Genomic DNA, 12,864 nt, shown 5'->3' with positions numbered 1-12,864 from the left:
ATTTTGCTACGCTGCCCGTGTTGGTTTGCTCTTGACCCGATTAAGTGAGATTTTTATCCAAGGCTTAATAGGATAAAAATTAGAAGAATAATTACTGAGACGAAACTGATTACTCCGAGTCGACGATTAATTTTTTTCATTTCATTTGTCATTGTTTCCACACTGGTTTCCCAACGGGACGGAGCCGCTAAGTTAGACGGCGAAGGAGTCTCGACTTCGATCGTCGAGTCGCTTTCGTCGTCGCCATGATCCTGCGACTGAGCCGTTAAACCGACTCCTTCTATCGACCTAACCACAGATATATCGAGATCCGTTTCGCTAAGATCGAATTGGAATATTGGGTCATCGTCAGATGCGGGCTTGTTGCGGCTTGCTCGTTCCCAGAACTGATCCGGAACTTCGCTTTTGTTCTGCACATCAGATTTGCTACTTAGGTATTTTACTGTTCTACCTTCGTCGATACTTGGAGACCAAGTGGCGAAGAAATTCGCGAATCTGCCAACATCGAATCTGATACTAAGCTCAGACCCCTGGTTACTTAGCTCTTCTAACAGGCGTTCAAATCGCACACCAGTAATGTAGATTGAAAGATAAAAGCTTTCATCGCAATTGACATCAAAATCGTTGATCGCCGGAATGCCATGGATTTCGACGATCTCACCGACTTCTTCGCTTTTATCCCACTCATTAATCGTGACATTGATTGTAGTAAATTTGTTTGGACTGCCCAAAATGGAAAGTTTGAATTGACCCCATTGGCTCTCACGGATGATGCCTTTTGCTCCAATTGCCCGTGAAAAGTAGTGTTCTTTTTCCTTGTCGCCGTTTTCATCGGTCCCACTAAAACGCTCAATACCGAGACGTGTGGCGAGTTGCACATCTCTACAGATCAGATCCAGTGTAAGGTATCTCTGAATCTCGTATTCACGAGGACTACTGTCGAGCGTCTCATCTTCATCAAGCTCGACAAATGCGCCGGATTTGTGAAAGCCACCTTCCGGTAAAAACATAATTTTCAAAGCAATACCTCAATGGTTGAAACCAACATCGAAACTATCTTGTGATTATTCTGGTACTGCAAGGCTTTGTGTGGACTGGATGCCAATAACTCACGTGTAATGATCAGTTTGTCAGTTCTGCTTGACGTGCCGAGCGGTTAGGAATCATGTCGAGGACATTTAACTGCCCTTGGTCTGCCCGTCGTATTTCGTCAATTTCCGCACCGCTTCGCTGCAAAAGTCCGGAAATCGAGTCCGGAAATTCCGATCCTCGGAAACAGGTCTCGGCCCAAAAAAGATTTATTTTCAAAGTGTTATGATGGTGCTGCTGGAGAGAATTGAACTCTCGACCTCTCCCTTACCAAGGGAGTGCTCTACCTCTGAGCTACAGCAGCGCTGTGGGCGGGTGATTAGACTCAAACGAAACGCGGCGCAAGGGTGTCTGGACGGTTTTTTTCGCCTCCTGTAGAGAAAGATTATGACAGAAAAAAATTCACCCAAAAAACAAGGCAAATCCGGGGACGCAAGAGAAGAGCGTTTGAAGGCGGCGCTGAAGGCGAATATGGCGCGGCGCAAGGCGCAGGCCAAGGCGCGGGCGACATCCGGGGACAAAGCCGATAAGGACGAGGGATAAGAGCAGATGGATTCGATTATTGTGACGGGCAACGGCCCGCTGAACGGGCAAATCCCGATTGCGGGGGCTAAGAACGCGTGTCTGACGCTGATGCCCGCGACGCTTCTGAGCGAAGAACCGCTGACGCTGACCAATGCGCCACGGTTGAGCGACATCAAAACCATGACCGCCCTGCTGCAATCGCTGGGGGCCGAGGTGTCGTCGCTGCAAGACGGGCAGGTGATCGCAATGTCGAGCCATAACCTGACCAGTCAGACTGCCGACTATGACATCGTACGTAAGATGCGTGCTTCTAATCTGGTGCTTGGCCCATTGCTGGCGCGGTTTGGGCAGGCGGTTGTGTCACTGCCTGGTGGTTGCGCTATTGGCGCGCGTCCGATGGATCTGCATGTCGAGGGGCTTGAGGCGCTGGGCGCAGAGATCGAGCTGAAAGACGGGTATCTGCACGCCAAGGCTCCGGGCGGGCTGAAAGGCGCGGTGCATGAGATGCGCTTTGCCTCCGTTGGGGCCACTGAAAACATCGTCATGGCTGCAACGTTGGCCAAGGGCACCACGGTTCTGAAAAACGCCGCGCGCGAGCCTGAGATCGTCGATCTGGTAGAGTGCCTGCGCAAAATGGGGGCTCAGATTTCGGGCGAGGGGACCCCGACCATCGAAATTCAGGGTGTTGATCGGTTGCATGGGGCGACGCATCAGGTTGTTACGGACCGGATCGAGCTCGGCACCTATATGCTGGCCCCGGCCATTTGCGGCGGCGAGGTCGAACTGCTGGGCGGGCGCATGTCGCTGGTCGAGTCTTTTGCCGGGAAATTGGACGCCGCAGGGGTCAGCGTCACGGAAACCGAAAATGGACTGAAAGTTGCCCGAAAGAATGGCCGCGTACGGGCCGTGGATGTGGTGACAGAACCTTTCCCGGGTTTCCCGACGGACCTTCAGGCGCAGATGATGGCGCTGATGTGTACTGCTGAAGGAACCTCGGTGCTGGAGGAACGCATTTTCGAAAACCGATTCATGCACGCGCCCGAACTGGTGCGCATGGGCGCAAATATCGAAGTGCATGGTGGCACAGCCACTGTCACGGGTGTTGAAAGCCTCAAAGGTGCGCCTGTGATGGCAACGGACCTGCGCGCCTCGGTCTCGCTTATTCTGGCGGGGCTTGCGGCAGAGGGTGAAACAACTGTCAGCCGGGTCTATCATCTGGATCGCGGATATGAGCATGTGGTGCGCAAGCTGGAAGGCGTAGGTGCAAGAATCGAACGGATCAAGGGCCAATGACAGACGCAAGTTTTGAAGACGGGCGCGAGGCCCCGCTGAACCTGGGCGCTGAGGACAGCGATGACCTGCAGGTGATCTCGACTTTGGCGCAGGACGCGGTTTTCCCTGTGACCGAGATGAAATGGCAGCCGCCGCAGCGCCGTTTTGGCCTTCTGCTGAACCGCTTCCGCTGGGAAGACAAAGATGCGGCCACCCGCCGTGACCGCCCGTTTGAACGGGTGCAATCCGTGCTGGTCTTCGATTCGGTCCTGTCCGTGGCCAGTCAGGGCATCGATCGCAGCGAGAAGGACATGGTCATGTCCCTACTGTCGGTCGATTTCGAAGCAGACGAGGATGGCGCGGGTCATATCTTGCTGACTTTGGCAGGTGACGGTGTGATCCGCCTGAAGGTCGAAGCTATCGACGTGACCCTCAAGGACGTCACGCGCCCGTATCAGGCCCCCTCGGGTCAGGCCCCGCATCATCCGGAATAAATGCAGAATAAGCGCGGTATCTCTCAGGCGTTCTCCAAATCGCCAGAAGGCATCGCGCTGCGTCCGGCCACCGTGTTCGATGTGTTCGACATCAGCCGGGTTCTGATCCGGTCGATCACGCAGCTTTGTGTGGCCGATCACAACAACGACCCCGATCACTTGAAACAGTGGACCGCAAACAAAGACCCGGAGACCATCCGAGGGTGGTTCAAGCCCGGATCCCAGATCTGGCTGGCCGAACGCGAAGGGCAGGTGGCCGCTGCCGGCGGAATTTTCGAAACCGGCAAGATCACCTTGCTCTACGTTGACCCGGATCATATTGGCTTCGGGGTAGGTGCTGCACTGCTCGACCGGCTGGAGCAGAAAATGGCCGAGTGCGGGTGCATCGAGGCACATCTGGATGCCACCCGAACCGCGCACCAGTTCTATCTGAAACACGGGTGGCAACCCGAGAACACGTCGGGCGACTGGAACGGCATCCCGCAATTCCCCATGCGCAAATCGCTGCACCCCCGGGACTGAGGGTTGAGGCCGCGCCCTGCGGGCGATATGTCCCGTGGCGCAACGCCCGGAGTGCCAGATCATGCCCGTTTTCCTCGACGCCACGTCGCCCGATTTTGAAACTGCCTTCCAGACCCTGCTCTCGGCCAAGCGCGAGGACAGCCCGGATGTGGACGCGGTCGTGGCGCAGATCATTGACGACGTGCGCAACCGGGGTGACGCGGCAGTCATTGAACTAACAACGAAATTCGACCGGCTGGAACTGACGCCGGAAACCCTGGCCTTCAGCGCGCAGGAAATCGCGGATGCGGTGGAGCAGGTCTCGATCGCAGATCGTGCAGCGCTGGAACTGGCCGCGGCTCGTATCCAAGCCTATCACGAAAAGCAGATGCCTACCGATCACAGCTGGACAGATGATGCCGGGGCGACGCTGGGCTGGCGCTGGTCGGCTGTGTCTGCCGCAGGGCTTTATGTGCCGGGCGGCTTGGCTTCATACCCGTCTTCGGTCCTGATGAACGCTATCCCGGCCAAAGTGGCGGGTGTGGAACGGCTGGCTATCGTGGTGCCAACGCCGGACGGGCAGGTGAACCCGCTGGTTCTGCTGGCGGCGCAACTGTCGGGCGTGGATGAGATCTACCGCATCGGTGGCGCGCAAGCTGTTGCCGCGCTGGCGTATGGCACTGACACCATCGCGCCGGTGGACAAGATCACCGGCCCGGGTAATGCCTTTGTTGCCGCCGCTAAACGGCGTGTCTTTGGCAAGGTCGGCATCGATATGATCGCGGGCCCCTCAGAGATTCTGGTGATTGCCGACAAGGATAACGACCCTGACTGGATCGCGCTGGATTTGCTCAGCCAGGCCGAACATGACGAAAGCGCGCAATCAATCCTGATCACCGATGACGCCGCATTCGGGCAAGGCGTGGCGGAAGCTGTGGAAATACGCTTGGAGACCCTGCAACGCCGCGCAATCGCCGGGGCCAGTTGGCGTGACTTTGGTGCTGTCATCACCGTGCGCGATCTGGACGAGGCGGCAACCTTGTCCAACCGCATCGCGCCCGAACATCTGGAGTTATGCGTTGCTGATCCGGTGGCGTTGAGCGGAAAGACAATCCACGCCGGTGCCATCTTTCTTGGCCAGTACACGCCCGAAGCCATCGGCGACTATGTTGGCGGCCCGAACCACGTGCTACCGACCGCCCGGTCTGCGCGGTTCTCTTCAGGGCTCAGCGTGATGGATTTCCTCAAACGCACCACGCTTAGCCAGATGACCCCCCAAGCCCTGCGCGCCATCGGCCCAGCCGCCGAACAGCTGGCCCAATCGGAAAGCCTTGAGGCGCATGGCCTGTCGGTTACGGCCCGTCTGAACCGCCTGAATGATTGAATTGACGCAAAGACCGAGCTGATGTGGCGTTTCTGTGCGTTGCCCCGCGAATTTCGTTGTTATAGGTCTGTGCTGACACAAGGATTGTTGCTGTAAAAATGACCCGTATCTCGCATATCGAACTGGATGACCGAAACCTGCCCCCGCCGACCCCCGAGATCGAGCAGGAGCGCAAGGTCGCCATCTATGATTTGCTGGAAGCCAACAGCTTTGCACTGCCCAAACGCGATGACCGGGCTGTGCCTGAAGGACCCTATCGCCTGCAATTGTCGATCCGCGACAAGCGCCTGGTCTTTGATGTTGCAACAGAGGAAGAGCAGAAGGCAGTTGAGTTTCACCTGTCGCTCGGTCCGTTTCGGCAAGTGGTCAAAGACTATTTCCAGATCTGTGAAAGCTATTTCGACGCGGTGAAGTCGCTGCCGCCAAGCCAGATCGAAACCATCGACATGGCCCGGCGCGGCATCCACAACGAAGGCAGTCGCGTTTTGCAGGAACGGTTGGAAGGGAAGGCTGACATTGACACAGACACCGCCCGCCGCCTGTTTACGCTGATCTGCGTGTTGCATTTTGGAGGCTGACGCGTGAAGCCTCTGCCGCAGTCGGTCCTGTTTTGTTGCGACCACAACTCGGTTCGGTCCCCGATGGCCGAGGGGCTGATGAAGAAGTTTTACGGCACAGGCACCTATGTGCAGTCTGCAGGGGTGCATAACGACCTGGAAATTGACGGGTTTAGTATCGCGGCGTGCCATGAGGTGGGAGTCGAACTGTCGCGCCATCGCTCACGTTCCTTTGACGAGATGCAGGAATGGGGCGACGATCTTAGCTCGTTTGATTTGGTCGTGGCGCTTTCGCCCGCCAGTCAGCGCCGCGCATTGGAACTGACCCGGGTTTTTCATCTCGATGTCGATTATTGGCCAATAATGGACCCTACGGGGATGGGTGAGACCCGCGAACAGAAGTTACACCATTATCGACAAAGCCGCGATCAGATCATTCAGCATCTGAAAGCACGCTGGGGCGAACCTACGGAGATAACATGAACCAGACCGTCAAATCCTATTTCGACGCCTTCAACGCCGGTGACGTTGATGGGATGCTGGCCTGCCTGTCTGATGACGTGGCCCATCACGTGAACGAAGGCCAGATTCGCACTGGCAAGGACAAGTTCGCAGCGTTCTGCGCCCATATGAGCCGCTGCTACAAAGAGAACCTGACAGACATCGTTGTGTTCGAAGCCCAAGGCGGAACCCGCGCGGCGGCTGAATTTGTTGTCAACGGGACTTATCTGGAAACTGACGGAGGACTGCCTGACGCGCATGGCCAGGCTTATCGCCTGCCCGCCGGGTCGTTCTTTGACCTCAAAGACGGCAAGATCACCCGCGTCACCACCTTCTACAACCTGGCAGACTGGACCAAACAGGTTTCGAATGGCTGAGGTCACCGCCGTCCGCCCCCTGACCGGAGCGGCGCTGGAATCCGCTCTGGATGACGTCGCCCGCTTGCGGATCAAGGTGTTTCATGCATGGCCGTATCTCTATGACGGCGATCTAGAGTATGAGCGGAAATACCTGCAATCCTACCGCGACAGCGACAAGGCCATTGTGGTCGGCGCCTTCGACAAGGAGCGCCTGATCGGCGCGTCAACCGGCGCTCCCCTGATCGATCACGCTGCAGATTTCGCGGCGGCCTTCGAGGGGACAGGCCTTGATCTGAACGACATTTTCTATTGCGCAGAGGCCGTGCTGTTGCCGGAGTATCGGGGGCAGGGTGTAGGACATAAGTTCTTCGATGAACGCGAAGCCCACGCCCGCCGTCTTGGGTTCTCCAAATCTGCCTTCTGCAGCGTGCAACGCCCAGCTGATCACCCCATGCGGCCCGAACAGTATCGCCCGCTTGACGCCTTCTGGCGCGCACGCGGCTACGCGCCTTTGCCGGGTGTTATCGCGCAGTTTTCATGGAAGGACTTGGGCGAGGAGGGCGAGACGCTCAAGCCGTTGCAGTTCTGGATCAGGGACCTGTAGGCGTTGGAGCCAGCACGCGCGCGCTGTGCCCGGTCAGGGCGCGCGTCTGCGGCTTAGAAAGCCGTATTTCACAGCCCATGCCCGCAGCGACAGGCGCTTGCGTTTTTCCAGTTTCACGGCCGTTTTGGATTGCTGACCGCCTTTGCGGTTGAACTCGTAGACGTCAATGACACGCTCAGCGCATCCACAGGCTTCGCCCATCCCAACCTTGGCGAAGTAGAACTTCTCGAACTCTTCCTGTTTTTGCATCGCGGACCTCCTGCACATATTCAACCATGTCCGACCGTAGATGCCAATTCACGTTCCCGTCTGTGGGGGGAGCGGGTCCGGGCATGAAGAGGAATGCCCGGGCGCTCAATCAGTGCTCCAGAAACGGGTCCAACTCGGTGTCGGGGTCAAGGATCGGATTCAGAACAAGCACCAGCCGAGTTTCGCCCGTGCCCTCAATTGGCGGCGAGCGGTGCACGAGGCCCGGGTCTGGTTCGGCAAGCCTGAGCGCGTCCCGCAATAAAATCGGCGCGCCGGTTGGGGTTGTGAAAACGCGCGATGGGTCCGTCCTAGCCTCCGAGATCCCATATTGCGTTCCAGTGCCCCGACAGGTGCAGACAAGGCGCGCGGTCACTGCATCAATGTGAAACCGGTGGCATGCGTTGGCCGTCACGACGTCCAGCCGCAGCCATTTTGCGTTCTTCAGACTGGCAAAGATATCGGACAGAGCCGCGATATCTTCCAACAGCCGATCACGTTCTTCACCACGTGAGATGCCCCACGTTTCGCAAATTTCTGATACGACCTCGGGCACCGCATCCGGTCGCAAGATCACGCGGGCCTTTGGAAGTTGTTCGGGCGCAAGCCCGGTCAACCAGAATTGAAATCCCTGCAGCGGCTGGCCCACCATGTGCCCGGCGGTTGAACCGAAGACAGGGCACCTGTCAGCGAAAACCCGGCCACCCAATACAGGCGTGTGGTTATCCAGAAGTGGCCGTTAACCCGGATCACACCGGGCAGTCCGGCTATAAATCGCCGCCCAAGCAATGTTATAACATGAATGGTGGCAAGTCGGTTTTTGACGGTTTAACGTTTGATCGTTGAACCAGCGTCTCGGGAAACCTCCACAGCGTTCGGGTGCAGATCAGGCAGACGGCGCGGAGACAAATGCCCTGTACATGCCGCGCCGTCCTCCTCTAGTGTCGCGGCGAACAAGTCCCAATGGATGCGAAACCATGAAAGTCGCCACTGCCGCCTATAAACTCAGCTGGCTCGACAGTTGGGCACAGTACGAAGACAAGCTGGACCGCTGGGTTGCCGAAGCCGCAGGGCAGGGCGCCGAATTGTTGGTCTTTCCCGAATACGGGGCCATGGAGCTTTCGACCCTCGACGGGGTCGAGATGGCCGGTGATCTTGAGCGCTCGATCCATTCTGTGTCCGACCGTATGGAGGATGTGCAAACCCTGCACTGCCACCTCGCCAAAACATACAACACCTACATTCTGGGCGCGTCCGCCCCGGTTGTGGAGGGTCACGGTCGTCCGGTGAACCGCGCCGCGTTCTATGCGCCGGACGGGCGCTGCGACCATCAGGACAAACAGATCATGACCCGGTTCGAGCGCGAGGATTGGGATATCGCCCCCGGCGGCCCGCTGAAGCTGTTCGACACTGCGCTGGGCAGGATCGGGGTGCTTATTTGTTATGACAGCGAATTCCCGTTGCTGGGGCGCGCGCTCAGCGAGGCAGATCTGATCCTTGTCCCGTCCTGCACCGAAGCTCTTTCTGGTTACTGGCGCGTCCGTATCGGAGCGATGTCAAGAGCACTTGAAAATCAATGTGTTACGGTCATGGCTTCGCTGGTCGGCAACAACGACTGGTCCGAGGCCGTGGACATGAACACCGGTACGGGTGGCATTTTTGGCCCACCGGACAAGGGCTTTCCAGCCACTGGAGTGCTAGCCGAAGGCACCCTGAACCAGCCCGGCTGGACCTATGCCGAGATTGATCTGTCAGCCATCGCCGAGGTCCGCGCCGATGGCCGCGTGTTGAACCGAACCCACTGGGAAGAACAAGGGCCCCGAGTCGAATCGGTCACAATATCCGCCCTTTAGGTGATTCCGCCCTTGAAATAAGGCCGAAATAGGCTCATTTAAGCGCACATCACCGCAGATTCTGCGGGTGCAACGTAATGATGGAGACAACATGGCCAAGGAAGATACGCTCGAATTTCCCGGTGTCGTGAAGGAACTCCTGCCTAATGCGACGTTTCGGGTCGAGCTGGAAAACGGCCATGAGATCATCGCACATACGGCAGGCAAGATGCGCAAGAACCGCATCCGTGTTCTGGCCGGCGACAAAGTTCAGGTCGAAATGACCCCGTATGATCTGACCAAGGGTCGGATCAACTACCGCTTCAAGTAACGCCTGCCGCAATGGCGTTTATCTTAGGATCGGGCAGCCCGAGACGGCTGGACCTGTTGGCCCAGCTTGGTGTGCAGCCCGATGCCATCCACCCCCCTGACGTCGATGAAACTCCACTGAAAGGGGAGCTTCCGGTTCCATATTGCAGCCGTATCACTCGCGAGAAAGTACAGGCAGTGCAAGCGGATGACGATGACATCACGTTGTGCGCAGATACCACCGTCGCTTTGGGGCGGCGCATTCTGGGCAAGCCCGAAGATGCAGGTCAGGCCGCCGAGTTTTTGCACGCTCTGTCCGGTCGTCGCCACCGGGTGATCACCTCGGTCGCCGTACGGCGCGGGGATCAAATACTACAACGCGACGTGGTCTCACAGGTTAAGGTCAAACGCCTGTCTGATGTCGAGATCAACGCTTATCTGGTGACCGGGGACTGGAAAGGTAAAGCAGGCGCTTACGCCATCCAGGGCCCCGCCGGCGCGTTCATTCCCTGGATTTCGGGCTCGTTCACCGGCATCGTCGGACTGCCCCTGTCCGAAACCGCCGCTTTGCTGCAAGGTATCGGCTATCCACTATATCGCGAGGCACCATGAAGGGTCGCACCATCGTTCTTGACCACATCCAGGATCGCGAAGCCGCGGCCCTTATGGTCGACGGCAAGCTTGACGACTTCCTGATTGCTGCCGACGCACCCACGCCCGGCACGATCTATCGCGCCCGCGCGGACCGCCCGGTCAAAGGGCAGGGGGGTATGTTCCTGACAACACCAGACGGCCCCGCTTTCCTGCGACAAGTCAAGGGCTTGGCCCCCGGTGCCCTGCTGCTGGTGCAGGTGAGTGGCCATGCCGAACCTGGCAAGGCCATCCCAGTGAGCAATCGGATCCTGTTCAAAAGCCGCTACGCTATAGTTACGCCCGAAGCTCCGGGCCTGAACATTTCGCGTAGTATTAGGGATGAAGACATCCGCGACCAGTTGCTCGAAATTGCGCATGAACAGATGGGTGGCAGCCCTTATGGCCTGATCCTTCGCTCTTGCTGCGCGGGTGCGGATGCGCATGACATAGCCGAGGACATCTCGGCCATGTTGGCGCAAGCGGAACAGGTGATGACTGACGACGGCACCGAGCCAGAGATTCTGAGCGAAGGCGACGGCCCGCATATCCTGGCCTGGCGGGACTGGACAGACCCGGCTGAAGTTGTAACTCAGGTCGGAGGTTTCGAAACCCACGGTGTACTGGATGCACTCGATTTGGTGCGCGGTACGTCTGAGCCTTTGCCGGGAGGTGGGCATCTCTATATCGAACCCACGCGTGCCTTGGTTGCGGTGGACGTGAATACCGGTTCGGATACGTCTCTCGCAGCGGGCACCAAAGCCAATTTTGATTGTGCCAAGCTGTTGCCCCGGGCCCTTCGTGTGCGTGGCTTGGCAGGGCAGATCACCTTGGATCTGGCGCCGATGCCCAAGAAGGACCGACGTGGCTTTGAATCTGCTCTGCGCGCGGCTTTCAAGTCGGATCCGGACGAGACGATCCTGGCGGGCTGGACCCCGCTGGGACATTTTGAACTTCAACGCAAGCGCAGTCGTTTGCCGCTGGCGGAGATCCTGAAATGAACTGTCCGAACTGCGGGGAAGAGACGACGCAGAAGTTCCGCCCGTTCTGCTCAAAACACTGCGCGGACATTGACTTGGCCAAGTGGCTGAACGGCTCATACGCCGTCCCGTCGCAACGCGAAGAAGACCTTGAGGCCGAAGTCGAAGCCGAAGATCCCATGCCGAAACGGCCGCATTGAAAAAATCTCAAAAAGCCTCTGGACACTGCCGGTAGCAAGTCATAGAAGGCCTCCACCCAACGATGAACATCGTTCCCGTGCCCGGGTAGCTCAGGGGTAGAGCAGTGGATTGAAAATCCTCGTGTCGGTGGTTCGATTCCGCCCCCGGGCACCACAAAGTCTTCCTGTTGTTTCCAGAAACCTTTGGAACTAGCTTGTTTTTTATGGGAATTGTCGAAGTATATATCCGGCAGTGTCCTAGGTGGTCTAGCTGAAGCTACCCCCAAAAGGGGTATCAATCTGGGGTACCGTTTCGACCAAGCAGAAGAGGTACCCCCATGGCGGTTCTAAGTGATGCAAAGATTCGAGCGCTTAAGCCGAAGGATAAACCATTTAAAACCGCCGACTTTGACGGGCTTTTCATGCTTACCAAGCCGAATGGATCCAAGCTCTGGCGCTTCAAGTATCGCTGGCTGGGGAAAGAGAAACTATTAGCTTTGGGCAAATACCCGAATGTCTCTTTGAAGCAGGCCAGATCTAAGCGCGATGAAGCGCGATCATTGTTAGCGGACAACCAAGACCCATCGGCGGTTGCTAAAAGGAAGAGGGCCGAGCAGGAAGCGGATCATCATGCTACTTTTGCACGGTTAGCGACAGATCTTTTAGAGAAAAAGCATAAAGAAGGAAGAGCGCAGGCAACCATTGCTAAAACAAGTTGGCTTCACGGTATGCTGTGCGCAGAAATTGGATCAATGCCCATAGCGCAAATAACTGCCCGTGATGTTCTGGTGCCGCTAAAGAAAGCCGAGGCTAAAGGAACTTACGAAACAGCATTGCGTATGCGTTCGGCTGCTGGAGCAGTTTTTAGATATGCGATTTCGCAGGGCCTCATTGACAATGATCCCACTTTTGGCCTGAAAGACGCCCTCGTGCGACCCAAACCAAATCACCGTGCAGCAATCCTTGACCCGGAAGGCGTAGGGGCTCTTTTAAACGCCATCGACGGATTTGAAGGTCAGCCAACTACCAGGATTGCGCTCCAACTTTTGGCACTAACTGCTCTAAGACCTGGGGAGCTTCGCATGGCTGAGTGGTCTGAAATTGATGAAAGCGGCCCTGTTTGGATAGTCCCGCCTCATCGCGCAAAAATGCGCCGCCCTCACGCAGTACCACTTTCGAACCAGGCGCAATCCAAACTTGCAGAATTAAAGAATTTGACTGGTTGGGGAACTTACCTTTTTCCGTCTATTCGGTCATCCAAACGATGTATGAGCGACAACACTCTTAACGCTGCACTTCGCAGAATGGGTTATGGCAAGGAAGAGATTGTCTGACGTCAGCGCCCATGGGACAGTTTAGGTCGATTTGATAAGAGAGGGTTTCTGGCTCATCGTAACTGCCA

The 12,864-nt window shown here is 57.0% G+C and carries 18 protein-coding genes, 2 tRNA genes and 1 pseudogene; 16 read left to right on the top strand and 5 right to left on the bottom strand.

The window, feature by feature from the left end:
• Window positions 1-53 precede the first annotated feature (53 nt).
• Entirely contained in the window at window positions 54-1,019 is a 966-nt protein-coding gene (locus tag AC2FLD_RS22005; RefSeq protein ID WP_496674345.1) for a hypothetical protein, read from the bottom strand.
• 299 nt (window positions 1,020-1,318) lie between these two features.
• A tRNA-Thr gene (locus AC2FLD_RS22000) sits at window positions 1,319-1,393 on the bottom strand.
• An 83-nt stretch (window positions 1,394-1,476) separates the two neighbouring features.
• Between AC2FLD_RS22000 and AC2FLD_RS21995 the strand changes: the two genes are divergently transcribed.
• The 9 genes from AC2FLD_RS21995 to AC2FLD_RS21955 all read left to right on the top strand — a co-directional run bounded on the left by AC2FLD_RS21995 (window position 1,477) and on the right by AC2FLD_RS21955 (window position 7,286).
• Window positions 1,477-1,632 carry a hypothetical protein gene (locus AC2FLD_RS21995; protein ID WP_496674348.1) on the top strand — a complete coding sequence of 52 codons (156 nt, stop codon included), beginning with the start codon at window positions 1,477-1,479 and terminating at the stop codon, window positions 1,630-1,632.
• 6 nt (window positions 1,633-1,638) lie between these two features.
• Window positions 1,639-2,907 (top strand): UDP-N-acetylglucosamine 1-carboxyvinyltransferase, encoded by a 1,269-nt coding sequence (gene murA, locus AC2FLD_RS21990; RefSeq protein WP_496674351.1) that lies wholly within the window; start codon window positions 1,639-1,641, stop codon window positions 2,905-2,907.
• On the top strand, window positions 2,904-3,380 hold the full coding sequence (locus tag AC2FLD_RS21985; protein ID WP_050605517.1) for a DUF2948 family protein: 477 nt from the start codon (window positions 2,904-2,906) through the stop codon (window positions 3,378-3,380). The genes murA and AC2FLD_RS21985 overlap by 4 nt, the downstream gene beginning before the upstream one ends.
• Window positions 3,381-3,902 carry a GNAT family N-acetyltransferase gene (locus AC2FLD_RS21980; RefSeq protein WP_496674353.1) on the top strand — a complete coding sequence of 174 codons (522 nt, stop codon included), beginning with the start codon at window positions 3,381-3,383 and terminating at the stop codon, window positions 3,900-3,902.
• Between the two features lie 61 nt (window positions 3,903-3,963).
• On the top strand, window positions 3,964-5,265 hold the full coding sequence (gene hisD, locus AC2FLD_RS21975; protein WP_496674356.1) for a histidinol dehydrogenase: 1,302 nt from the start codon (window positions 3,964-3,966) through the stop codon (window positions 5,263-5,265).
• 98 nt (window positions 5,266-5,363) lie between these two features.
• The gene (locus AC2FLD_RS21970) at window positions 5,364-5,843 is read left to right on the top strand and encodes a UPF0262 family protein (protein ID WP_050605514.1); all 480 of its coding nucleotides are present in this window, start codon (window positions 5,364-5,366) and stop codon (window positions 5,841-5,843) included.
• Window positions 5,844-5,846: 3 nt separating this feature from the next.
• The gene (locus tag AC2FLD_RS21965) at window positions 5,847-6,305 is read left to right on the top strand and encodes an arsenate-mycothiol transferase ArsC (protein ID WP_050605513.1); all 459 of its coding nucleotides are present in this window, start codon (window positions 5,847-5,849) and stop codon (window positions 6,303-6,305) included.
• Entirely contained in the window at window positions 6,302-6,700 is a 399-nt protein-coding gene (locus tag AC2FLD_RS21960) for a ketosteroid isomerase-related protein (protein WP_496674359.1), read from the top strand. The genes AC2FLD_RS21965 and AC2FLD_RS21960 overlap by 4 nt, the downstream gene beginning before the upstream one ends.
• A complete protein-coding gene (locus AC2FLD_RS21955; RefSeq protein WP_496674362.1) occupies window positions 6,693-7,286 on the top strand; it encodes a GNAT family N-acetyltransferase in 594 nt (197 codons plus the stop codon). Before AC2FLD_RS21960 ends, AC2FLD_RS21955 begins: the two co-directional genes overlap by 8 nt.
• Before the next feature lie 33 nt (window positions 7,287-7,319).
• Here the strand turns inward: AC2FLD_RS21955 and AC2FLD_RS21950 are convergent, their stop codons facing one another.
• From AC2FLD_RS21950 to AC2FLD_RS21940, 3 genes and pseudogenes are all read right to left on the bottom strand, one after another.
• Complete coding sequence (locus AC2FLD_RS21950) at window positions 7,320-7,535, bottom strand: hypothetical protein (RefSeq protein ID WP_496674364.1); 216 nt, start codon at window positions 7,533-7,535, stop codon at window positions 7,320-7,322.
• 109 nt (window positions 7,536-7,644) lie between these two features.
• On the bottom strand, window positions 7,645-8,184 hold the full coding sequence (locus AC2FLD_RS21945; protein WP_496674367.1) for a DUF1826 domain-containing protein: 540 nt from the start codon (window positions 8,182-8,184) through the stop codon (window positions 7,645-7,647).
• Window positions 8,172-8,294 (bottom strand): annotated as a pseudogene (locus AC2FLD_RS21940) (GTP-binding protein); the annotation flags it as partial. The pseudogene AC2FLD_RS21940 and the gene AC2FLD_RS21945, both read right to left, overlap by 13 nt.
• Before the next feature lie 215 nt (window positions 8,295-8,509).
• Here AC2FLD_RS21940 and AC2FLD_RS21935 point away from each other — a divergent pair.
• The 7 genes from AC2FLD_RS21935 (at window position 8,510) to AC2FLD_RS21905 (ending at window position 12,796) form a co-directional block, all read left to right on the top strand.
• Window positions 8,510-9,385, top strand: coding sequence for a carbon-nitrogen hydrolase family protein (locus tag AC2FLD_RS21935; RefSeq protein WP_496674369.1), 876 nt, complete (start codon window positions 8,510-8,512; stop codon window positions 9,383-9,385).
• A gap of 91 nt (window positions 9,386-9,476) precedes the next feature.
• Window positions 9,477-9,695, top strand: a complete 219-nt coding sequence (infA, locus tag AC2FLD_RS21930) for a translation initiation factor IF-1 (protein WP_005978431.1) — start codon at window positions 9,477-9,479, stop codon at window positions 9,693-9,695.
• Between the two features lie 11 nt (window positions 9,696-9,706).
• Entirely contained in the window at window positions 9,707-10,285 is a 579-nt protein-coding gene (locus tag AC2FLD_RS21925) for a Maf family protein (RefSeq protein ID WP_496674371.1), read from the top strand.
• Window positions 10,282-11,304, top strand: a complete 1,023-nt coding sequence (locus AC2FLD_RS21920; protein ID WP_496674373.1) for a ribonuclease E/G — start codon at window positions 10,282-10,284, stop codon at window positions 11,302-11,304. The genes AC2FLD_RS21925 and AC2FLD_RS21920 overlap by 4 nt, the downstream gene beginning before the upstream one ends.
• Window positions 11,301-11,483: a DNA gyrase inhibitor YacG gene (locus AC2FLD_RS21915; protein ID WP_496674375.1), complete on the top strand. Its 183-nt coding sequence runs from the start codon at window positions 11,301-11,303 to the stop codon at window positions 11,481-11,483. The genes AC2FLD_RS21920 and AC2FLD_RS21915 overlap by 4 nt, the downstream gene beginning before the upstream one ends.
• Window positions 11,484-11,562: 79 nt before the next feature.
• Window positions 11,563-11,637 (top strand) — tRNA-Phe (locus tag AC2FLD_RS21910).
• A gap of 163 nt (window positions 11,638-11,800) precedes the next feature.
• A complete protein-coding gene (locus tag AC2FLD_RS21905) occupies window positions 11,801-12,796 on the top strand; it encodes a tyrosine-type recombinase/integrase (RefSeq protein WP_496674377.1) in 996 nt (331 codons plus the stop codon).
• Window positions 12,797-12,864: the final 68 nt, after the last annotated feature.

Source organism: Ruegeria sp. CDSA021, from assembly GCF_059612325.1.
This window is presented reverse-complemented; position numbering and strand designations above follow the sequence as displayed.

Bases quoted from the DNA above. Each gene is read 5' to 3' on its own strand.
- AC2FLD_RS21935 (WP_496674369.1), top strand. From the start codon at position 8,510: ATGAAAGTCGCCACTGCCGCCTATAAACTCAGCTGGCTCGACAGTTGG.
- AC2FLD_RS21905 (WP_496674377.1), top strand. From the start codon at position 11,801: ATGGCGGTTCTAAGTGATGCAAAGATTCGAGCGCTTAAGCCGAAGGAT.
- AC2FLD_RS21945 (WP_496674367.1), bottom strand. From the start codon at position 8,184: ATGGTGGGCCAGCCGCTGCAGGGATTTCAATTCTGGTTGACCGGGCTT.
- AC2FLD_RS21950 (WP_496674364.1), bottom strand. From the start codon at position 7,535: ATGCAAAAACAGGAAGAGTTCGAGAAGTTCTACTTCGCCAAGGTTGGG.
- AC2FLD_RS21925 (WP_496674371.1), top strand. From the start codon at position 9,707: ATGGCGTTTATCTTAGGATCGGGCAGCCCGAGACGGCTGGACCTGTTG.
- murA (WP_496674351.1), top strand. From the start codon at position 1,639: ATGGATTCGATTATTGTGACGGGCAACGGCCCGCTGAACGGGCAAATC.
- infA (WP_005978431.1), top strand. From the start codon at position 9,477: ATGGCCAAGGAAGATACGCTCGAATTTCCCGGTGTCGTGAAGGAACTC.
- AC2FLD_RS21920 (WP_496674373.1), top strand. From the start codon at position 10,282: ATGAAGGGTCGCACCATCGTTCTTGACCACATCCAGGATCGCGAAGCC.
- AC2FLD_RS21955 (WP_496674362.1), top strand. From the start codon at position 6,693: ATGGCTGAGGTCACCGCCGTCCGCCCCCTGACCGGAGCGGCGCTGGAA.
- AC2FLD_RS21985 (WP_050605517.1), top strand. From the start codon at position 2,904: ATGACAGACGCAAGTTTTGAAGACGGGCGCGAGGCCCCGCTGAACCTG.
- hisD (WP_496674356.1), top strand. From the start codon at position 3,964: ATGCCCGTTTTCCTCGACGCCACGTCGCCCGATTTTGAAACTGCCTTC.
- AC2FLD_RS21970 (WP_050605514.1), top strand. From the start codon at position 5,364: ATGACCCGTATCTCGCATATCGAACTGGATGACCGAAACCTGCCCCCG.
- AC2FLD_RS21960 (WP_496674359.1), top strand. From the start codon at position 6,302: ATGAACCAGACCGTCAAATCCTATTTCGACGCCTTCAACGCCGGTGAC.
- AC2FLD_RS21995 (WP_496674348.1), top strand. From the start codon at position 1,477: ATGACAGAAAAAAATTCACCCAAAAAACAAGGCAAATCCGGGGACGCA.
- AC2FLD_RS21980 (WP_496674353.1), top strand. From the start codon at position 3,381: ATGCAGAATAAGCGCGGTATCTCTCAGGCGTTCTCCAAATCGCCAGAA.
- AC2FLD_RS21915 (WP_496674375.1), top strand. From the start codon at position 11,301: ATGAACTGTCCGAACTGCGGGGAAGAGACGACGCAGAAGTTCCGCCCG.